This is a genomic window from Hydrogenophaga sp. (genome assembly GCF_019635465.1).
GTDB lineage: Bacteria > Pseudomonadota > Gammaproteobacteria > Burkholderiales > Burkholderiaceae_C > Hydrogenophaga.
Genome location: NZ_JAHBZK010000004.1, coordinates 122561 through 143539 on the forward strand (window position 1 = coordinate 122561; position 20979 = coordinate 143539).

Below are 20979 nucleotides of genomic sequence, written 5' to 3' on the forward strand. Positions count from 1 at the left end.
TCTCGACCTCGCGGCCGCCTTGTAAAGCGGCTCGCTCCGCCCTTCAGCTTGCGCCAGGATGGAGAAGAAACGCATCCGGCAGTTCAATGCCAGTCGCAAAGCCGGCGGGGCGGCGGCCGACGATCGAAGTCGGACTGGGCTCGAGAATCGCTCGATCCGCGGGCCGAAAGCGGACCTCGCCCTTAATCGTGGCACGCAGTCGTTCTAGGCCTAGTTGCACGTACTCTGCGTCGAGTTCCGCGCCGATGAAGTGACGCTTCTCGTGCAGCGCGGCGACCCCCGCAGAGGCCACGCCGCAGAAAGGATCGAGCACCACATCGCCCTCTTTTGTCAGCGCGCGCACCAGCCGCTGTACCAGCCCCACCGGAAACTGACACGGGTGGTCGGTCTTCTCCAGATGGTTGGCGTTGACGTTCGGGATGTCCCACACGTCACTCGGGTTCTTGCCCGCCGGATTGCCGCTCGGCTGGCCCCTCTTCGGACCATCCGTGTGTCGCTTGCCCGGATACTTCTGGGGCACCCGCACGGCGTCGAGATCGAAGGTGTAGCCTTCGCCCTTGGTGTACCAAAGCACGGTTTCGTAGCGACCGCTGAAGCGCGTCTGGCAATGCAGACCATGACCGAAGGTCCACGCGATGCGGTTGCGCAGCTTCATGCCCTCGATCTTGCTCATGACCTCATGGACAAGGAAGTCCAGCGGCGTGGTCACGCCGTCGAGCACGTGGAAGCCCACCTGCCAGCAAAGGCTACCACCCGACTTTAGGACGCGGCAGACTTCCGGCAGGATCACCTTGTGATTGGCGATGAAGTCATCCAGGTTGTCGTGGCGGTTCTCATACGCCTTGCCCATACAGTAAGGCGGCGACGAGACAACTAGGTCCACAGACGACGCCTTTAGACCCTTCAACAGAGATTCGCATTCGCCCTCGAAAACAGCTGCCGACGCATGCGCGTGTGGCCTCTCGAGCCACTCCCGGACGCCCCTGGACGACTTGTACGTCGCAACCTCACCTACCTCTTGTACGCTCACAAATATCTCCACATGGCCGCGATCATAGATCTGCGTCAAAACCCATGCAACCGCTTCAGGCTCAGCGTCGCGCGGTCCCAGCGAGCGTCCCCCTGATCGATCGGCATGTGAGGCTGCAGATCGCCCCACGACAATTCGTGTAACCGCTCGGCATCTACGTCCCAAAAGTGCACCACGTAGGCCTCCCGGTGCCGGCAAGCGGTGTCCCATTCGTTGCGTGTGATGAGGAGACGCAAAGGGCGCCCACGGCAAGACTTCACTTCCACCAATTTCGGCACAGGGCGCCCGTCGATCTGGCGGAAAGAGAGAATGTCGTAGCCAGCCGAGTTGTCGTCCAAGGCCACCCACTCCACCGCTGGCGCGCCAGGCATCTCGGCGCAGCGCGCCCGTTCCAGCTCGAAAGATAGCCGTTCGGCATTCCGGCCAGACTCGACCAATGGCAGGTTCGCGCTAGCTCGCGCAAGGTTGGCCAAACGGTCCAGGAAGGCGACCACATCGACCGCCGGTTGATCATCAAAGGCGCCGGCACGCCGGAAGCACTCGCCGGCGTCAGCCGAGAGGGCGTCCCGCAGCGGCCGCCTTCCGCTCGGCAACACCGACAACCATGCTGGCCGCAGCATGGCTTCGTGCTCGATCAGTGTCTGGTATGACGCGATGGCCGACTCCTTCGCCGGACCCACCGTTTCGAGGATGGCCTGGGCCTCCGAATAGTCGAGGCCAGCGGTGGCGTAGCTGACCTTCAAGCGCGCCACCGCCGTGGCTACCGACTCGTGCGGAACGGCGGCCAACTGCCGCGTCACTGCGCGCCAGCCCTCCACCGCCGAGGGCCGCAACCGGCTCGCGCCGGTCAGGCTACCCGACGATCGCATCGAGCTCGGGCGGCACGCGCCTCTCGATTTCCTCCAGCAAATCCTGGATGTCTCGGATATCGATCGAGTCCTCCAGATCGCTGCCCGAGGTCTCTTCATCCAGGGCAAGTTCGTGCAGATCCACGTCGCCGAGCATCTGTTCCATCTGCCGGATCTTGACGCCCAGCCGCCGAGCGACAGAAAGGTCGATGGAGCCAACATCCGCGGGTAGTCGGTTCTGCAGAATGTGCACTCGCGTGATCACGCCCTCTGGCAGCCCGAGGCGGTGGATGCGGTCGATCGATTGCAGGTAGTGCGTGGCGTTGTAGCTGCGGTCGAGGTATACCGCGTCGTGGCAGACCATATGCAGGCTCATGCCCTCGGACGCGGCGGCGGGATTAGCCACCATCACCATGCAGCGATGGTCCGTTTTGAATCGCCGGATCTGCCCTTGCCGCGTGGAATCGTCGTCCTCGTCGCCGATACCGGTGCTGCCGTCGATGACGGCTGGCTCGAGCTCGGGCATCAACGTGCGCAGCTGCTCGACCGTAGACCGGAAGCTAGTCCAGACGAGCGTCTTGCGCCCCTCGGCGGCGAACTGGCGCACCAACTCGACGGCCTTAAGCACCCGCGCAGAAGGGCCTTCATCAATGACGGCCTGCAGCAGGGCGCTGCGCTCTGCATCGGCGGTGGCCTCAAAATCCCGCGCCAACAGCAGCGGGTTGACCGACGCCTGCAACAGCCGCATGACCGACCGCCGTGCCCGGATCAGGTTGAAGCCGCGGCGGCCCTGCCGCAGCATGCTGGCCTGGGCATGCACGTCGCTCTTGAGCACCGCATAGAACGCGAGATGGGCATCGGTGAGCGTCACCGGCACCTCGTGGCGCTCCCGATCGCCTAGCTTGAGCTGTTGCTTCGTGGTGCGCACGTAAAGGTTACCGAGGACCGATCGTGGCGCCTCGCCGGTGGACACCCGAGCGCCCAGGCCAGCACCCGGCCAGAGGAAGTCGAGCTGCGACTGCATGTCCGCCGGCCGCTGCGGCATCGGCGTGCCGGTGAGGATGTCGCGCCGCACGGCCAGATACCCGAGCTTAAGCAACACGGCCCCGCGCCGGGAGGCAGTGCCCGCCTTCATGCGGTGCGCTTCGTCGAGTACGAGGTGCACCCGGTGACGGGACAGCAATTCCTCGATCTGCGACTCCACGCGCACCAGCTGGTCGTAAGAGATCAGCATTCGCGGCGGGTTGGCGCGCAACAACTCCGCAATGCGCGCCTCGCCGCCAACCAATTGGACAAAAGGCCGCCGCACCTGATCCGGCGCATGTTCAGTAAGACACTCGTCGATGACTTCTTCCCAGGCCACGAAGGCATTGCGCGGCGCTACGACGAGCAGCCGGTCCACCACGGCTGGTGCCAGCAGGTGGAGCGCGAATGTAACCGTCGTCTTGCCCGCGCCCGGCACCGAAAAGTTGGCGCCATTCTCCAGCGACAGCAGGCTGCGCAGGTCGCGGGACTGGTAATCCTTCAGGTCATGCGTCTCGCCGTCCCAGCCGAGTTCCTGCAGGCGGGCGCGTACCTGCTCTTCAGTGATATCCATGCGCACGGCGCCGGCCGCTTGGCGGACGGTCCGGTACTCGCGCATGAATTGTTGGACGCGCTCACGCGACGAGCCGTCGGTCTCGAAGGTGAAGCCGAGCTGACGTTGCAGGCCGGCTGCGGCTCGCAGCACGTGCAGGGCATGCCGCCAGCCGATCTCGATACTCTGGTCGTTGATGCGGCCGGCCGGGTCAGCGTCATGCGCGTAGGCGCGCAGCCGAACCCAAGTGCTGTAGTTGATGCCTTCGCCACGCTCGAAAACGCCTTGCAGACCATGCGCTTGATAGCGCAAGAGGATGTTGGCCATGGCGTCACTTCCTTGCCTGACGAGTGTCGATCTCCCGAATCAACGCTTCGCACTGCGTCATGCAGCCCGCCAAGACCGTGCGCAACTCCGAGAAGGTCGACTCGTTGGCGTAGCGCAGATTGATCGCGATGAGCTTCTGCTGGGCAGCCTTTGCGAACTTCAACGCGGCCAGGTCTTTGCGCTTGCCCTGCTCGCCGACGATGACCGAAACCTCTTCCACCTGCTTGGCCGCGTTCTCTCGAACCTGATCATCCTCGCCCAATTCTTCGATGTAGCGCACCAGCGGCTCATAGTTCTTCTGACCGGCCACCGGCGTCTCGTCGCCGAAGTCGATCTCGAGGTTGCCTTCGAACTGCTCGGGCGCTTGGGTGAGGTCCACACCCCAGACGCCGGCAATGTGGTCCAGGAAGAGCTCAGGATTGCCTTCAATGTTGTTGATCAGCTCATAGGCCCGCAGCTCGATCTTGTTGCGGTTCTCCACCAGCAGGAAATCGAATCGTCTGGTGATCTCGCGCAGCGCAGGGTTGTCGGTCTTCACCAAGTTGCGCGTGGCGATCTGACGGAAGGCCTGCTCCGTCTCATCGAGCGCGTTGTAGTCGCGCGGCCTGTCCAAGTGGTCGGTGAGATACAGGTCGGCGCCGTCGATCATCTTCACCAGCCGCAAGATGTCTTCGCGATCGCGGTTCATCATGCCAGCGATCCGGTCGTCGGAATAGTGGCGCGCCTTCAACGCCCGTGCAGCCAAGGCGACGGCCGTCCAGTCATAGGGCAGCTTGGTGTCGGGCTGCATTTGCAACTCGATCTCCAAGGCCACGATCTCTTCATCGGTCGCGGACTCCGGCAGCACGGCGCAGGAGACGTTCTCGAACCCGGCGAAGGCCTGGCTATCCGGTCCAGCGAGCAGCTCGCGCATCGCCGACAGGCGGCGGTTACCATTGACCACCACCCCATCGGCGGAAATGATCAGCTCGTCGGTCTGCTCCTTGACCCGGATCAGCTCGTCGTAAATGGGCTTGATGGACTCGCCACTGCCCGTCTGGGCTAGCTTGAACAGAAGCTCATGCTGCGCGGCCTGCGCGCTGACGTCCTCGCGTCGCGACGGGTCGAACAGTTTCTCGTCGACCTTGCCGGCGGCGACTTGGCTCATTTGATCGCTGATGGTGCGGAAGTTCTCCAGTCGGTAGAGCAGGTGGTGAATGCTCATCTGGATGACGGCCAGCGGCTCACGGCCGCCACGGAACTTCACCTCCCGCTTGGTGCGGTTTCTCTTAAGCGCCTCCGCTGCACGTTGCTCGATTTGTTGCTTGCGCGTAGTGCTGTCGATCAGGTTGAACTTGTACTTGGTGGCGGACATCGCCGACGCTCCTTGAAGTGGTTGGGTACCCTCGACCGTAGTTGGTGCGAAGGCGAGGTTCACGTGAGCAGCCACACGGGTTAACCCGATGACATGAAGCAACTCGCGCCACGCTCACTAAGCGTAACCGAACACCCTGTTACATCGCAGAGGCTTTGGGACGGCGAATCTGTTCGCGAACCCGTGCTCCAAGGGCCGCGCCCAACGATTCAGCGGGTATCAATATTCAGGTTCACCATGATGACTCCTCGTCTGCAAAACACATCCGCGACAGCTTCCCGACGACGCGTCCTGGGTGAACAACTGGGCAAGGTCGGGCTCTCCAACGCTGCAACACGACACCATCTTTCCACTCGCGGCCAGCAGCCTTGCTGCTCGATGCAGCACAGCCCTATGTCTTCCTGCTGAAGATGGGCCCATGTTTTCCCGCTTCCCGGTCCCGCTCCAGATGTGGGTAGCCGAGGCCGGGCGGGAAATCGCTGTGCCGTCCCGTTTCCCGCTGCCGGGCCACCCCAATAGAGCAGTCCGGGAGCGGGACGGGCCATCAGTCGTCGTCGGCCTGCGCCGAGCCTTCGTCAGGTAGGCATAGCTGGCCATCTTCCTGCCTGACCAGGAAGCCCTGCTTGACGAGACCACAAATGGCTTCCTGCGCGCGCAACTTCTGATGCTTGGGGCCGACCTCCATGTGCTCCTTGGCGATCTCGACCGCCTCGTCCCACGGCAGAGGCTGCAGCGGAGCATCACCATTCGCGATGCTCTCAGCAACGATGTGCTGTTTGATCGCGACCAGTGCAGCACGCTGGTTCTTGTACCGAGGACCACGGGGGGCATCGGCCTCCTTCTCGGGCATCTCGATTGGAGTCACGACAATCGAATGTCGGGGCTTCCCCTTTGAGTCGGGCGGCAGCTCGACCCTATCCAGGACGAACGCCCCCTCAACGCCATCCTCGCTGTCGCGCGCCTTGGTCAACATCCACGTGCGGTGATCATCATGGCGCTGCACTTGGATGGCAACGTCCAGCGCAGCGTGCAGTGAGGAGTGCCCCCTCATGCCCCGGCTGGCGTCCTTTCCCGTGTGATGTACGAGGAGCACCAACCCCCCCATGAGGCTCTGAAGCTCCTTGGCAGCGGCGACTACCTGCCCCATGTCGCGCGAGGAGTTCTCATCGCCGCCTGCCATCGCGCAGGCCAACGTATCGATCATCAACACGTCCGCGCCACCGTTCGCTCTGATCTTGGATTTGAGTGCTGCGACATCTGCGTCACTCGCAAGATTCAGCGAATCGAACAGGAATCTCGCGTTTTCAGGCAGCTGCGCACCTTCGTGCAACTCGAGTGCCTTCACGCGCGACCGCAGCCCGCTTTGTCCCTCCAGCGCCACATACCAGACACACCGCTGTTTGGTCTCCCTACCAAACCACGGCGTGCCTCGAACCAGTGCATCGACCAGAGAGAGCGCCAATGCACTCTTGCCCGATTGAGACGGCCCATAGATGACGCCGATGCCTTGCATGGGAAAAACGTCATCCACGGCAAACTCAATTTCAGGGAACGCGCCGAACTGATCTGAGGTATACGGGTGATAACGCGAGAAGTTGGTCGACGGCGTCCGAGCGGCAATTGGCGGCACCGCCTCCGCAGCCCTTGGAGATGCCTTGGCCGCCTCTGATGCGAGATGCTCACTAATGACCCTTTGCACAAACGCCGCGGTCTCCGCGGAAGGCCTGGTGTGATCATGCTTGTCCATCACACGCCCTCCTTCGCATTCAGCCACTGCTCGACTGCCTCGCGGCTCCAGGCCGTGATGCGCGCGCTCAGTTTGACGGCCGGGGGAAAGGTGCCATCGCGAGACTTTCGCCAGATTGTCGGCACCGAGAACGGCACTATGGTTTGCAATTCGCGCAGACGCACGTAGCGCGTCACCACCTTGCTCGGTGCCACACCTGGCTGCACAGGTGCACGCTGACGGGAGAAGTTGGCCTTGGCGCTCATTGCTGCTCCTCCCGAGGCAGGGTCACGAGCCGTTCGCCCTCGTCGATCTCGAGCAGCCCGTGCATGTGCAGGTAGACCAGGTAATGGCCGACCCGGGTTTCGTTGCGATCCTGCGGACGCGGCATGAGAGGCATGAGAACCACCACAAGCTCAGGCATCCGCGCGGCGCCGTTGCCAATTTCCGGGAAGGCCGCTGTCGGGCCACCTTGGATCAGGTCGATCGCTTGGCGATACACAAACTCTGCGGTCGAGCCGGGTTTGAGTACTGGGTGGGAACGAGCAAGGGCACGTTGCTTGTGCGCTTCCAGCTGCGACAGGCGCAAAAGGGTCGCTTCATACTCTGCCAGTGTGATCACGACAGGAGTCACTTTTAACTTTCGAATCATCGAGAACTCCAATGGGGTTTCGCAGCCTGTCGCCAGCACCACGCGGGGGACGCCTGCATCCATGAACGGGTGGCACGCGCTTCGCCCCCTCTCGAATCACCCGAATTCCGACAGGCGGTCGAAATCACACTCTTTGGCGTGATTTCTGCCACGCCTCACCCCTATCCCCCTCATCTGGACACCTTGTCCCGCCCTCTTGCCTGTGAAGGCAAAAGGCGCGCATGAAACCCGATGCCCGAAAAACGCGAATAAAGCTAGCCAATTCGCCGCTCGACCCACGACCAGTGGGTAAGGGTTCCTCACCACGCCTTCGCCTCTTTGGCGAGCTGTAAACGCCCCTTGCGCCGAAAGATCAGCCTCGATCACCCCAGACCACAAACTCCCGCTTCCGACTCCCGGTTCGGAAGATATGGGGGAGACCGGCGCCGGAAGGCGGGAAGCTCCACATCTCAAATTGCAGACGCCCCCAGTCACAGTTGCCTTCCACCGCCCCCTTCCCGTTTGCCGGTCCCGGTCTCACCCCCTCAGCGAGAGCGGGAATCGGGAAGTCAGGTCAGCGCATTTCATGGCGCAGGCGTGCGTCGAGCCCTGTCACCCCACGTCGGCGGCAAGGCAGAGATCGGCCCATGCCCTCGCTATCTCTAGCGGGTGCCGAAGCAGATAGGCCACCGGATAGGTCACCACCACCGGCACGCCCTCGAAAGCATGGGTCTGCCCACGCAGCGCCCCGAGCGGATGTTGTGAGCCCACCAGGGCACGGGAAGCGAACCGCCCCATGGCCAGAATCACGCGCGGCCTGAGCAGCCGCACCTCATGCCGCAGGTGCTCGCAGCAGGCTTCGACCTCAGCCTCCCCAGGACATTTGCCAGCCGTCTGTCTGCACTTCATCACCGTAGTCAGGTACGCACTCTGCTCGCCCGCGCCGGTGCGGCTGCGCCCCACGGCCCTGAGCATCCGGTCGAGCAGCAGTTCTTCATCACCGTGAGCTGCGGTGAGGTCGGCAGGCATGTCCCGAACAACCAGCCAGGTCGCCGTGCGCGCCTGTTGAGGCCCACATGTGGTGTTCTCCCTGCCGCAGAGCCCGCAAGCACGGCACGAGCGCACCGCGGCCTCCATTGCCTGCCAGGTGCTCAGCTCCGTCGCCTCGATCGCTTCGACTTCGGGTTCGGCGGCGTCGGAAATCTGCGTCCCCGCATCCTGGCCCGGGTTCATGGGCGACGACCACACGCGCACGCTCATCTCTGCCAGCATCGCAATCTGACGTTCAGTCCACTCCAGCGCCATGGGCTTACCCCTGCGCGCCTACACCACCCACAAAGTCCGCCCAGTCCTGCATCAGCGAGCGCCGCTTCTCGAACATGTCCGTGCGCAGGTAGGCCCGCTCGACTTCGGAGCCCACGGTGTGCGCCAGCGCCAGCTCGGCGATCTCGCGCGGGTATTCCGTCTTCTCGGCCGCCCAGTTGCGAAAGGTGGAGCGGAACCCGTGGGGCACCGCGTCCACCTTCATGCGGCGCAGCACGGCCGTGAGCGTCATGTCGCTGAGCATGCTGTCCTCCTTCGACGAAGGAAACACGAACTCATTGACCCGAAACTCTTGCTGCACCTTGAGCAGCGCCACGGCCTGGGCCGAGAGCGCCACGCGGTGCTCCTTCTTAGCCTTCATGCGGTCGGCCGGAATCGTCCACTTTCCAGCGGCCAGGTCGAACTCGTCCCAGGTCGCGCCCCGCACCTCGCCCGAGCGCGCCGCGGTCAGGATCACGAACTGCAGTGCCTTCGCTCCAGTACCCTCCTGCTGGCACAACTGGGCATAGAAGGTCGGCATGTTCTGGTAGGGCAGCGAGCGGTGGTGGTCGGTCTTGGAGATGCGCCCGGGCGCCGGCAGTAGCTTGTCCAGGTGACCTTTCCAGCGCGCTGGGTTCAGGCCCAAGCGGTAGCCTCGTGCCGTTGCCCAGTCCAGCACCGACTCCATGCGTCCGCGCAGGCGCGAGGCGGTTTCGGTCTTCTCACGCCAGATCGGCTCCAGCACCGAGAGCACGTGCGGCAGTTCGATGTCGCGCACCAGCATCTGGCCGATCTTCGGGCCTGCGTAGGTGGTGAGCGTGTTCTCCCACTGCTGGCGGTGTTTCGGATTGCGCCAGCCGGCCTCATGGGCTTCGAGGTACTGCGTGACCGCCTTGCTGAAGGTCACGGCCGACATACGCGCCGCGATCAGGGCGCTGCGTGCCGAACGGGCTTCTTCGATCGGATCGACACCTGTGCGGATCTTGCCGCGCGCCGTGCGGGCCAGTTCACGCGCCTGTGCCAGCGTCACGTCGGGATATCCGCCCAGGCCCATGTCGCGGCGCACGCCAGCAATGCGGGCACGAAAGATCCAGCTGCGAGAGCCGCAGCCGTTCACGTTGAGGCCGAGGCCGGCCACACCACCCACGAAGTTCATGCCACGGCGCGTGATGCGAGAAACCTCCAGCGCGCCCAGCTCTTTCGCCTTACCCATCGTCTTCCCCATTCAACAAAAACCCGATTCGAACCACTCGTGTGACGAGGGTTTCCTGAGCTCTGTCGAGCGGATTTCAGGGTAGTCACGCGCGTGACTTCGCGCGTGTGCGTCGATTTGCGCGACGGAATCAGACCGTCATCGACGCTTCGATCGGGCGATCACGAGCGGCGTGATCGAGGGAGGTATTGAAGCAAGCGCGGTGGGCAATGGCAATCCTACAAACTACCAAGACAAGATGTCCTGTCGCATGAGGATCGAACCTGATCAGCGCCTCATCGCCAATTCCAGAATGTCGAGCTCGACCGGCACGTTTGTTACCCTTGAGTCCTCGACTGTTCTTGCCGCGGCCTACGACTGGCTGCATGGCCTTCCTCCGTTGGAGCTAGTCCTTTGACCACACATATCCGGTGATCGCATGACGGGTGAAACAAAGCCGCAGGACACATCGCTCCGATTGCGATTCGGAGCCTCCCTGCTGATCTTTGTCAGCGGCTACTCGCCGCTTTTGCTGATCCTTGCCGTCAAAGATCTTCAAATCATCGACTACGTACCGACGCCGCAGCACCCGCGGCTATTTTGTCTCTTCATTGCGCTGGCAATCGCAAGCAGTCTCATGGTACTTGCCGCAGTGAAGAGCATTCGCAGTGGTCTTGTTGTTGAAGTGACAAAAGCTTCAAACAAGTCTGGCGAAATGTTCGGCTACACCATTCCGTATGTTCTGTCCTTCGTCCGTATCGACTTAGGCGAGTGGCAAACGCTTGTCAGCCTAGTAATCTTCTTGGCTGTGATGTTCGCCATGGCATATCGAACTCAGACCGTGTTCGTCAACCCCGTCCTGGCCGTCGCCGGCTACATGCTCATCGATTGCACCTTTAGACGAGCTGCCACCGAAACCCAGGCCATGGTCGTGACGCGGGTTCCCATAAGAATTGGCGCTTCGTACACATTCGAGCGCCTGTCTCACTACCTGTATGTGGCAGCCGAAGTCCAAGAAAACAGCGAGGAGAACCCATGAGTACAAAGGAAGCAGCCCGGCTTAAGAGGCTAAAGAATCTAGATATGTCCAAGTGGGCCGTAAGCTTCTGGCTGGTGCGTCGCAAGGCAGCACGGACGGGCTTCGACTACTCGGTGTTGCGGGTCGACATCGATGCTCGGCTCAACAAGCGATTTAAGGGCTACGTCAAGGAGCAAGTCCAAGATCGCGCTTTTCACCTCGATGCGTACGACTTCAACAACGCCGACCCTGACGACGTTCTGCTAACACTCGATGCTGATGCCACCGATTTCCACAGAATCGTGGCTGCTATCGATGCCGGTTTTGACAACCCTCGCGCCAAGGAGTACTCGGACCTCTTGAGTGCGCTGGCCTACGTGGTGGTTTTCGAATCTGGCGGTGAACGACTGTTCGCACTGCGCAAGATCAACACGCTGAACAATCCGAAGAAGGCGGTCACTCGACAAGCACTTTTCTTCGACAATCACAAACTTGTAGACGTCGAAGACAAGCAGGTTTTTATGATCGACCCTCGCTTCGACTTCTTCGTTTTCGGTGGAACGACCTTTATCGCCAGCAAGGCAGCTTTCGAGACCGCGATGAATTTTCGCGAAGGCATAAAGGAAAAGGGCAACGAGCTCCTTGATGCGTTCACAAGCATGGACTTCTTGAGCGACGTCGAACCGATTCGGACGTACGTGGGCGAGAACCTTCGTCACCTACGCAAGCTAGCAGCGATCAAGAATGCTGGCTACTTCAAGCAGCCTGACTACATGACCAAGCTCATAGCGGTAGTCAAGGCAGAAAAGTGGGATCTCAAGATTGTTGGCGGCAAGATCATTGTCGAGGAGGAGACGATGGAGTTGCTCCTCAAACTGCTGAACAATGATCGCCTGCGCTCACCGATCAACGATGAGATGTTCGATTCGTCGGCCAAGACTGCTGTAGCTGGAGCTAGCACCGGCGCATGAAGGTGTGGCAGGTGCTAGCTCCCCCCTGAGATCAGCCACATGACGGCCTGGAGTCCAACTAACCCCGAGAGGACGTTGGACGATGAAGGAGCGATACGTCGAGAAACAGATCAATAGGTTTCTGCGTCAGTCCCCGCCAGCTTGATCGTCGCGCGCCGACATCTCCATGACAACAACGCTCATGCCCCCCCATTCATCGCCACCACGCTCGCCATTGTCACGCGGGGGATCGTTGTGTGGCGGCTCCTGCTCTGACTGAGAGTGTTGCTCGACATTGTTGAAGAGGGTCATCCCATATGTCGGCGTAGGCGAGTCACCGCTAGTGGAAAGCTCGTTGACGGTGACACATGGCACCCCATGAGAGTCAATCGTGGTGAGCGCCAATGATCTACCGCCATCGCTGCGCTTAGGCCATATCGCGGACGCATACCTTGGCGATTTAGAGCTCACTGCATCTTCAAGAATGAAGTTGATGAGGGCAGACCAGCTATCCCCTGAACGTTCCAAATCACGCCAGCTGGCCGCAGGCGAAGATAGAACGAAATCGAATCCAGTGTTTCCCACGAGAAAATCTACAAGCAACTCTTGCAGGGGGACGGTCGCAGCGATCACTGAGCCCGCGTACCCACTCAAGTTGTGGGCCAGCTTCCAGCGATCAAGCCCCCAGTTCGCTGGGGCCACCCTCTTCCGTATATCGGTCGGTGGCGTGATTCCGTAGTTCAAGGCTGTGTCAGACGCCACTACAGGAAACCGGATCGACTTCGGCGCATCCCTGCGCTTGACATCAAAGGACGGCCGCTGCGCATACAAGTGCAGTTGAACTAGGTCATTGCTCTGAGCAAGCGTAATCGTCTGAGAGTCGTCCCTCTTTGCCTGCACAAAAATGCACCTTGATCGGATGTTTGAAGGGTTGGTCCGGTCTATCAGCGCGATCATCACGTCGGACAATTCACACTGCTGTGCAGCGCCGCCATTGGCGTAAGTGATGTAGGGCCGCTGATGCGTGAAAACGGAGCTAATGCTCAACTGAGCATTGGGGTCGATCTGCCGAAGCTCCGCACGCCATGGTGTAGCGAGGCAACTGAGGCTTGCACACAGATGCGCCACAAAGACGGGTTCATAGTGCGTCGTGTAGCCTGTGCGCAATCTTGTCCACGCCTTGCTGTGACCCCAATGTATCCAGCGAGCGGCGTGAAGCTGCAGTCTATGCCTCTGTATTGATGTGAGCGTGACCATATTGCGCAATCTGCTTGCAGTCTAGCGCCGCAGACCGGCGATGGAGTTCACCCATTGTTCTTACAAGGCCGGGCCGGTCTTAGTTGCAGAAGGAGCCATGCGACTTCAACTTGAAGCCGCCAGCCAACGCACATCACAGTAAGCTAGCTCCAAACAGTCTTGAGGTCCTCATGATCAACTTTGGCAATTTTCTGCACCTTGATCCCGAGGCTGCGGGTCTGGCACGGAAGCTCGTCGAAGCAAACGACGAGCAGCGATCGACGTTCTCCTCGTTTGCGCACGTTTGGATGGCGTTCAACGGATGGATGGAGTGCGTCACAGAGGCTGAAACTGATTCAGCAATGATCAATGCCATAGCAGAGCAAGTCAAAATGGTAGCCGCATACAACCAGCTCCTCGCCGAGGCCCCCGAGTTTCGCAGCGTCGTCGTTGAATTCGCAAAGATGTTTCCAATATTGAACGTACGAGATGTTCGCAAGAAGGTTGGAAGGGACGCTTTCTATCGATATGGCCGCGACGCTCTTTTCAAGAAAGTCACCCTGGCTCGGGTCAAGCATCAACCCGTCGGTTGGACAAGCGGTACCGTGCCGAGTTGGCCGCAGGTACTACGAGCCGTGTACTTAGTTCGATGCAACTTGTTTCATGGTGCCAAGTCTGCTGAGAATTTCCGCGATCACCAGCTAGTTGGGTTCTGCGACAGCATCCTAAGAATGTTCATCGAACGCACAAAGTGCTTCGAATGGAGTGACTGATTGCCCGGGCATCGGGCATCGCGGTGTTGGGTAACACCCAGCTACGCTGTTGCCCGCTCTAACTTTTCGCTCTCGTCTTGAAACTCGCGAAGCTGCGGCAGGTGCAAAACCAGTACGCTAGAGGACTGCCTATTCCACTTGCGGTACAGCCGCTCCCATGCGCCATACGTCCTGCATCTCTTGTCGGCCCTCGCTCCCACGTCGAACTTCTTGAGGAAGCCTTGCTCCCCATCTCCTCACCCATCGTAGATAACGCGATTGGGCAAACTGTGGTGAGACGGCGCGAGCAGATGGTGACAGCCAAGACTTGCTGACTGGCGCGCGATCCGGAACAGCGTGATACGGCCTGCACCCCCAACCAAGCAGTCTCTCTCTCCGCCAGCGATTCCGAGGCCCCTGCAATGCAGGGGCCTTTTTGTTGGCGGATTCCACGGCGGGACGCTTGGTGGCTGTGCGATGGGGACTTGCTAGGCGCTCGATATATTCCGATACCGGCCACTTTCGTCGGGCCAACCAGCGCCCTCTCACGCCTCACTGTCGCGTGAGCCCCAGACGCGATCTGCCGCCCCTTCCGTCGATGCGCGAGCAAGCGGCGGTCCGCCGATGGCAGATGGCGTGCGAGAGAAGCGGGGCGCTGGAGCGGGTTGCAGCACACCATGCACCACCTGCAGGCTCCCACGCGCCGCAAGATGCGGATGCGTTGATAGCGCCGACAACGAACTCACCTGGGTAACGCAGGCGCCCGCGCCGTTGAAAACTCGAAGCCAATGGTCAAGCGTCTGACTTCTGAAGATGCCAGCAAACCGCTCACGCATCTGCGGCCAGGCAAGTCTGTCGTGCTGCCCGGGCAGTTCGGCCTCTTGCAGTCCCAGCCCTTTGATCAACGCCTTGTAGAACGCAGGTTCGATGGCGCCGACCGCAAGATGGTGTCCGTCGGCGGTGGTGTAGGTGCCATAGAACGGCGCCCCCCCGTCCAACCAGTTCGAAGAGCGGCGATCGATCCACTCGCCGGCCTGCCATTGCCCCAGGATGGGCGCCATCAAGGCAAGCACGCCATCGACCATCGCCGCATCAACCACCTGCCCCTTGCCGCTCTTTCGTGTTTCGACCAATGCCGCCAGGACGCCCACCAGGAGCAGCATGCCACCGCCACCGAAATCGCCGATCAGGTTCAAGGGCACCGTAGGCGCCAAGCCCTCCTGGCCAATACTGCCCAACACGCCGGCGGCCGCGATGTAGTTGATGTCGTGCCCCTCGGTGTGGGCCAGAGGCCCACTTTGCCCCCATCCGGTCATGCGGCCGTACACGAGTGACTGGTTGTGTGCAAAGCAATCGTCCGGGCCCAATCCCAGACGCTCCATGACGCCGGGACGCAGACCTTCGATCAGCACGTCAGCTTGCTCGACAAGTTCAAGAACGCGGTTGCGGCCGTGCTCCGTCTTGAGGTCGGCCAACACCGAGCGCTTGCCACGACCGGTGATCTGAAACCGCTCATCGCGCTGCATGCCCATGCTGGGCGCGTGCGGGCGGTCGATGCGCACCACGTCTGCCCCCATGTCGGCAAGCATCATGCCGGCCCAGGGCACCGGGCCGATGGCTTCCATCTCGATCACGCGAAGACCCGCCAGCGGTCCACGCTTCATGGCTCTGCACCGAAGCGGACCATCGTCCGCCCGCCCGCTTCGCCGCGCAGCTGCTGCTCGGCGTGAATCAACAGATCGTGCAGGCCGATCTGATGCACGTGTGGCATCAAGGTCGTGAAGTCGGGCTTCAGATCCGATGCCAGCCGTTGCCACAAGCGCAAACGCTGCGGCCAGGGTGCGTTGGCGACCACGCCGAACAACTGCACCCGGCGCACGATGAACGGCAACACGCTGCCATCAAAGGCGTTGCCCGACGCGTTGCCCACAGAGGCCACGCATCCGCCGTCCCGCATGGAGCGCAGCAACCACGACAGGACGGCGCCACCCACGTTGTCGATCGCCGCGGCGAATCGGGTCTTCTCCAATGGTCGCGTAGAAGACGCACACTGGCCAATGTCCAACACCTCGGTCGCACCAAGCTCGCGCAAGACCTGCGACTGCGCCATGCGCCGGGTGAGTGCCACGACTGACCACCCTGCGCGGGAGAGGATGGCGATGGCCATCAAACCGACCGCACCCGTGGCGCCAGAAACAGCCACCGGCCCATCGTCCGGCTTCAAGCCCAGTTGCTCGAAGCGTTCCAAAGCCATGGCCACCGTAAAGCCCGGCACACCCAGCAACGCGGTGTGAAAGACGCCCAGCCCATCCGGGACCGGTTGCACATGGCCGGCAGGCACCCGCACGATTTCGGAAAAGCCACCATCAAAGGCAATGCCAGTCTGAAAGCCATGCACCAACACGGAGTCGCCTGGCGCAAACCGGGCGTCGCTGGATGTCAGCACATCGCCCACCACTTCTATACCGGTCACACGCGGAAAGGCGGTCACGATCTTGGCCCGCCCCAGCATTGCCAGGCAATCCTTGTAGTTGACCCCCGCATGCCGCGCACGCAGAACGATCTCGCCTTCACTCAGGTCATCCAGTCGAACACGCTCAAGGCGAGACCAGACGCGCCCACCCTCTTGATGGGTTCTCAATGCAGTGAATTCGGTGGTTGCTGCAGGCATGGGCGGCCTCAGATCACGCCCTCTGCGCGCAGCCCGTCCAGGGTCTGCGCATCCAGCCCAAGTTGGCCATACACATCCTGGTTGTGCTCGCCAACGCCGGGCCCGCTGCGAGGCAAGGGCTGCTCGCGTCCGACGATCCTCGGCACGATGCACGGTGCGGGCAGCGTGCCGTAGTCCGGGTCTGCCAGCCGGACGATGGCCTGGCGCGCCTGAAAGTGCGGATCGGCCTCGATGTCGGCGATGGTGTAGACCTTGTTGAACGGGATTTCGTGCCGCTCCAGACGCTCGGCGATGTCATCGAAACTGCGCGCCCGGAACCAGCTCGCCAACTCATCATCCAGTGCATCGATGTGCCTGACCCGCAGCGGGTTCGTCGCGAAGCGCTCGTCGGTGATCCATTCGGGACGGTCGACCGCTTCGCACAGCCTCACGTATGTGCCTTGCGAGGAAGCCACCAGCGAAAACCAGACGCCATCGGCGCTCTGGTACATGTTGGACGGGGCGGTGTAGCTCGTTCGGTTGCCGGTGCGTGGACGCACCTGAGCGAGTTGCTCATGCTCAACCGCCAGGGGATCCAGGACCCGGAACAAGGCTTCCGTGGCAGACAGGTCGACCTCGACCCCGGGCGCCGTCGGGTCACCTCGCAAACGGGCGACCTCGGCCGCAATCGAGAACGCACAGAACAGCCCTGCCACCGCGTCACCGACCGGGAAGTTGCTGTGCATGGGTGCACCGCCGGGCATGCCCGTCAAGCTGGTGAAGCCGCTCATGGCTTCAAAGATGCGCGCAAAGCCCGGACGACTGCTGTACGGCCCGGTCTGTCCAAACCCGGTAAGTCGAACCACGATGAGGCGCGGATTGGCGCGGTGCAGCGTCTCAATGTCCAGTCCCCAGCGGTCCATGGTGCCTGTGCGGAAGTTCTCCACCAGCACGTCAAAGTTGGGCAGCATCGACAGCAACAGCTCACGACCCTTGGGCTTTCGCACATCCAGCGTGATGCCGCGTTTGCCTCTGTTGGCCACCTTCCACCACAAGGCCTTGCCGTCCTTCACGGGCTGCATCTGGCGCAGGGCGTCGCTGCCATCGGGCAGTTCCAGCTTCACCACGTCAGCGCCGTGATCACCGCACAAGGTGGCGCCGAACGGGCCGGCCAGAACGGTGGCCATGTCAAGGATGCGCACCCCGCTGAGGGCGCCTGGCGATGCAAGGGTCGGATTCACGTGCAGGTCTCGTGTCAATGAATGACGCGGTTGTGCCAGAGCGGTGGCAGCATGTGAACCAAATGTTTCGCACAGCGAAACAGTGGCTTCACACCCCTGAACCTCCAACCCATCATGACCACCAGACCAACCCCGCCGCGCACCGTGTCCACCATCACCCTCTCGGGCCTCGTCAATCCGCACGACCTGTCGGCCGATCGCCAGTTCTCGATGAACCTGGCGCGCGGACTGGAGGTGTTGCGCGCATTCACCGCGAGCCATCCGCTGCTGGGCAATCGCGAGATCGCCGACCGCACCGGCCTGCCAAAACCCACGGTGTCCCGCCTGACGTACACGCTGGTGTTGCTGGGCTATCTCGCCCGCGATCCGCTGATGCAGAAATTCCGGCTGGGGCCCGGCGTGCTGTCCCTTGGGCATCCCCTGTTGGCCAGCATGCGCGTTCGCCAACTGGCCAAACCCGTCATGGAGGCGCTGGCCCGCCAGACAGGTTGCACGGTCAACCTCGGCGTGCGCGATCGCGGCAACGTGGTCTACATCGATTCGGTGCGGGCCGACACGAGCAACCAGCACCTGCCGGACATTGGCAGCTCGCGCCCCTTGTTGTCGTCGGCGATTGGCCGCGCCCTGATCCTGGCCGGCCAGAGGCAGGAGCGCACCGCACTACTGAACTACCTGAAGGTGCAGGACCGCGAACTGTTCGATCGATTTCGCCCGACCTGGGAAGCCGATCAGAAACGCTACGTCGCCGAAGGCTTTTGCCTGTCGCGTGGCGACTGGCAGAAGGACATCCATGCGGTGGCGGTGCCGATGCCGCAAGGCCATGGCGAAGCACCACTGGCCATGAACTGCACGCTGGCGGCCTACCGCATTCAGCGCGACAAGCTGGTGCGCGAGGTCGTTCCGTTGCTCAAGGACGCCGTGCGCCAGATCGAATTCGCGCAGGGCCTGCGCTGACAACACCGAGTTTCCACCCCGAGAGAGACATGATCCGAGACCCCGACGCCTTTGCCCGTTTGCTGACCGATGTGCGCGAGTTCGTTCGCAACGAATGCCTGCCACTGGAAGAACAGATCGACATCGACGACCAGATCCCCGAAGCCTTGGTGCAGCGCATGCGCGAGGTGGGTCTGTTCGGCCACAGCATTCCCGAGGCCTACGGCGGCGCTGGCCTGACGAGTGAGGAGCTCTCGCTTGTCAACATGGAGGTGTCGCAGGTGGCCACCACCTTTCGCGCACGCTTCGGTGGCAACACCGGCATTGCGTCGGAGTCCCTGGTGGTGGACGGAACACCCGCGCAAAAGGACAAGTACCTGCCACAGCTCGCCAGCGGACGCGTCACCGGGTGCTTCGCGCTGACGGAACCGCAAGCGGGCTCGGACGCCACCGCGCTCGACACCGTCGCGGTGCGCGACGGCGATCACTTCGTCATCACCGGACGCAAGTGCTTCATCACCAACGCGCCGCTGGCAGACCTTTTCACCGTCTTTGCACGCACCGGGGACCAGCGGCGGGGGGCCAACGGCATCACGGCGTTTCTGGTGGAGCGAGGCACGCCCGGGCTGTCGACACCCCCACCACCGCGCAAGATGGGCCAGCATGGTTCACCCGTCGGCGAGGTGGTGCTGGACAAGGTGCGCGTGCATGAGAGCGCCATCGTCGGCGGCCTGGAGGGGCAAGGCTTTCGCACCGCCATGCGCGCGCTCAACAAGCAGCGCATCAACCTGGCCGGCCTGTGCATCGGCCCCGCGATCCGACTGGTGCAGGAAATGGCCCAGCGCGCCAGCACCCGCCAACAAGGCGGACAAGCCATCGGCGAACACCAGCTGGTGCAACAAATGATCGCCGAGAGCAACACCGAGGTGCATGCCGCCCGCGCCCTCCTGCTGGAGACGGCCCGCAAACGCGACGCCGGCGGCGACGTGACCATGGAAGCCTCGATGTGCAAGCTGTTTGCCTCCGAGATGTGCGGTCGGGTTGCCGATCGCGCCGTGCAAGTGTTTGGCGGCGCGGGCTATATGGCCGGCAACGTGGCCGAACGCTTCTATCGGGATGTACGTGTGTTCCGCATCTACGAAGGCACGACCCAGATTCACCTTTCCAACATCGCCAAGCGAACCCTGGCGGCAGCGGCTGTGAATACCTGAAACCACCACTGGAGACAACGCATGAAGACCACAAACACCTACCTGACGATTGCCCTCACCGCCGTCGCGTTGAGCACCCCATTGGGTGCGCTGGCGCAATCGGACTTTCCCAATCGCCCCGTGCGCATCGTCGTACCGTTCTCGGCCGGCGGCATCGTCGACACGGTCGCGCGCACCGTGGGCGACAAGCTGTCCACCCGCCTGGGTCAACCCGTGATCGTCGAGAACAAGCCTGGCGCCGGTGGCGCCATCGCCACCGACATGGTCGCCAAGTCAGCACCCGATGGGTACACCCTGCTGGCGGTCAGCCCGAGTCACGCCGTCCTGCCCAGCCTGCAAAAGAGCGTCACCTGGAACCCGGTGCGCGACTTCAAGGCCATTGCTGGCGTCGGCATCGTGCCCAACATCGTGGTCGTCAATCCGGGTGTGCAGGCCAAGACCATGGCCGAGTTTGTCGCCTTGGCCAAGTCAAACGCACAACCATTGACCTATGGCACCGCCGGCATGGGCACGAGCAACCACCTCTCGGGCGAACTGCTGGCGCAGGAAGCCGGCATCAAGCTCACGCAGGTGCCCTACAAGGGTCAGCCCGATGCGCTGACGGATGTTCTGGCAGGGCGGGTCGACATGATGCCGCTGACCGCTGCGCTCGCACTCCCGCACATCAAGACCGGCAAGCTGCGCGCGCTGGCCGTGACCACCGGCAAGCGCGCCACGGCCGTGCCCGATCTGCCCACGGTGGCAGAAGCCGCCAAACTTCCCGACTATGAAGTCGGCACCTGGTTCGGCTTCGTGGCGCCTGCCGCCACCCCCGACCCCGTGCTGCGCAAACTCTCTGCCGACGTGCTGGAGATCCTGGCCATGCGCGACGTGCAGGACAAGTTCAAAGGTCTGGGCATGGAGCTCGCTCCGCAAACCGCCCCGGAATTCGACGCCTTCGTTGCGAAGGAAGCCACCAAATGGGCCCGCGTGATCAAGCAGGCCGGCATCGAGCCGAACTGA

Annotated in this window: 19 protein-coding genes; 6 read left to right on the top strand and 13 right to left on the bottom strand. The window is 62.2% G+C overall.

Annotated features, from left to right (window positions below):
- Positions 1 to 43: 43 nt before the first annotated feature.
- From KF871_RS04790 to KF871_RS04830, 9 genes are all read right to left on the bottom strand, one after another.
- Positions 44 to 1159, bottom strand: a complete 1116-nt coding sequence (locus tag KF871_RS04790; protein WP_291138929.1) for a site-specific DNA-methyltransferase — start codon at positions 1157 to 1159, stop codon at positions 44 to 46.
- On the bottom strand, positions 1066 to 1773 hold the full coding sequence (locus KF871_RS04795) for a DUF3883 domain-containing protein (RefSeq protein WP_291138931.1): 708 nt from the start codon (positions 1771 to 1773) through the stop codon (positions 1066 to 1068). Before KF871_RS04795 ends, KF871_RS04790 begins: the two co-directional genes overlap by 94 nt.
- Before the next feature lie 109 nt (positions 1774 to 1882).
- A complete protein-coding gene (locus KF871_RS04800; protein ID WP_291138933.1) occupies positions 1883 to 3781 on the bottom strand; it encodes a DEAD/DEAH box helicase in 1899 nt (632 codons plus the stop codon).
- A gap of 4 nt (positions 3782 to 3785) precedes the next feature.
- The gene (locus tag KF871_RS04805; protein ID WP_291138936.1) at positions 3786 to 5135 is read right to left on the bottom strand and encodes a hypothetical protein; all 1350 of its coding nucleotides are present in this window, start codon (positions 5133 to 5135) and stop codon (positions 3786 to 3788) included.
- Between the two features lie 544 nt (positions 5136 to 5679).
- Complete coding sequence (locus KF871_RS04810; RefSeq protein WP_291138938.1) at positions 5680 to 6882, bottom strand: AAA family ATPase; 1203 nt, start codon at positions 6880 to 6882, stop codon at positions 5680 to 5682.
- On the bottom strand, positions 6882 to 7127 hold the full coding sequence (locus KF871_RS04815) for an AlpA family transcriptional regulator (RefSeq protein ID WP_291138939.1): 246 nt from the start codon (positions 7125 to 7127) through the stop codon (positions 6882 to 6884). Before KF871_RS04815 ends, KF871_RS04810 begins: the two co-directional genes overlap by 1 nt.
- A complete protein-coding gene (locus KF871_RS04820; protein ID WP_291138941.1) occupies positions 7124 to 7576 on the bottom strand; it encodes a hypothetical protein in 453 nt (150 codons plus the stop codon). The genes KF871_RS04815 and KF871_RS04820 overlap by 4 nt, the downstream gene beginning before the upstream one ends.
- Positions 7577 to 8104: 528 nt before the next feature.
- Positions 8105 to 8797 (bottom strand): uracil-DNA glycosylase, encoded by a 693-nt coding sequence (locus KF871_RS04825; protein WP_291138943.1) that lies wholly within the window; start codon positions 8795 to 8797, stop codon positions 8105 to 8107.
- A 4-nt stretch (positions 8798 to 8801) separates the two neighbouring features.
- Positions 8802 to 10007 carry a site-specific integrase gene (locus KF871_RS04830; protein ID WP_291138945.1) on the bottom strand — a complete coding sequence of 402 codons (1206 nt, stop codon included), beginning with the start codon at positions 10005 to 10007 and terminating at the stop codon, positions 8802 to 8804.
- A gap of 418 nt (positions 10008 to 10425) precedes the next feature.
- On the opposite strand from KF871_RS04830, the gene KF871_RS04835 reads away from it, so the two are divergent.
- Entirely contained in the window at positions 10426 to 11025 is a 600-nt protein-coding gene (locus tag KF871_RS04835; RefSeq protein WP_291138947.1) for a hypothetical protein, read from the top strand.
- Between the two features lie 44 nt (positions 11026 to 11069).
- Positions 11070 to 11975 carry a DUF4868 domain-containing protein gene (locus KF871_RS04840; RefSeq protein WP_291138949.1) on the top strand — a complete coding sequence of 302 codons (906 nt, stop codon included), beginning with the start codon at positions 11070 to 11072 and terminating at the stop codon, positions 11973 to 11975.
- Positions 11976 to 12101: 126 nt separating this feature from the next.
- Here the strand turns inward: KF871_RS04840 and KF871_RS04845 are convergent, their stop codons facing one another.
- Positions 12102 to 13001 carry a hypothetical protein gene (locus KF871_RS04845; protein WP_291138951.1) on the bottom strand — a complete coding sequence of 300 codons (900 nt, stop codon included), beginning with the start codon at positions 12999 to 13001 and terminating at the stop codon, positions 12102 to 12104.
- Between the two features lie 380 nt (positions 13002 to 13381).
- Between KF871_RS04845 and KF871_RS04850 the strand changes: the two genes are divergently transcribed.
- Complete coding sequence (locus tag KF871_RS04850; protein ID WP_291138952.1) at positions 13382 to 13963, top strand: hypothetical protein; 582 nt, start codon at positions 13382 to 13384, stop codon at positions 13961 to 13963.
- Between the two features lie 524 nt (positions 13964 to 14487).
- On the opposite strand, the gene KF871_RS04855 is transcribed toward KF871_RS04850, so the two are convergent.
- Genes KF871_RS04855 through KF871_RS04865 form a run of 3 tightly spaced genes read right to left on the bottom strand, consistent with a single transcriptional unit; the run spans position 14488 to position 17833 of the window.
- Complete coding sequence (locus KF871_RS04855) at positions 14488 to 15606, bottom strand: CaiB/BaiF CoA-transferase family protein (RefSeq protein WP_291138954.1); 1119 nt, start codon at positions 15604 to 15606, stop codon at positions 14488 to 14490.
- Complete coding sequence (locus KF871_RS04860) at positions 15603 to 16613, bottom strand: YhdH/YhfP family quinone oxidoreductase (protein WP_291138956.1); 1011 nt, start codon at positions 16611 to 16613, stop codon at positions 15603 to 15605. Before KF871_RS04860 ends, KF871_RS04855 begins: the two co-directional genes overlap by 4 nt.
- An 8-nt stretch (positions 16614 to 16621) precedes the next feature.
- Positions 16622 to 17833 (bottom strand): CoA transferase, encoded by a 1212-nt coding sequence (locus tag KF871_RS04865; RefSeq protein WP_291138958.1) that lies wholly within the window; start codon positions 17831 to 17833, stop codon positions 16622 to 16624.
- A 114-nt stretch (positions 17834 to 17947) separates the two neighbouring features.
- Between KF871_RS04865 and KF871_RS04870 the strand changes: the two genes are divergently transcribed.
- The 3 genes from KF871_RS04870 to KF871_RS04880 are packed head-to-tail and all read left to right on the top strand — an operon-like array spanning position 17948 to position 20979.
- Positions 17948 to 18787 (top strand): IclR family transcriptional regulator, encoded by an 840-nt coding sequence (locus tag KF871_RS04870; RefSeq protein ID WP_291138960.1) that lies wholly within the window; start codon positions 17948 to 17950, stop codon positions 18785 to 18787.
- Positions 18788 to 18816: 29 nt separating this feature from the next.
- Positions 18817 to 19977, top strand: coding sequence for an acyl-CoA dehydrogenase family protein (locus KF871_RS04875; protein WP_291138962.1), 1161 nt, complete (start codon positions 18817 to 18819; stop codon positions 19975 to 19977).
- Positions 19978 to 19998: 21 nt separating this feature from the next.
- Entirely contained in the window at positions 19999 to 20979 is a 981-nt protein-coding gene (locus KF871_RS04880; protein WP_291138964.1) for a tripartite tricarboxylate transporter substrate binding protein, read from the top strand.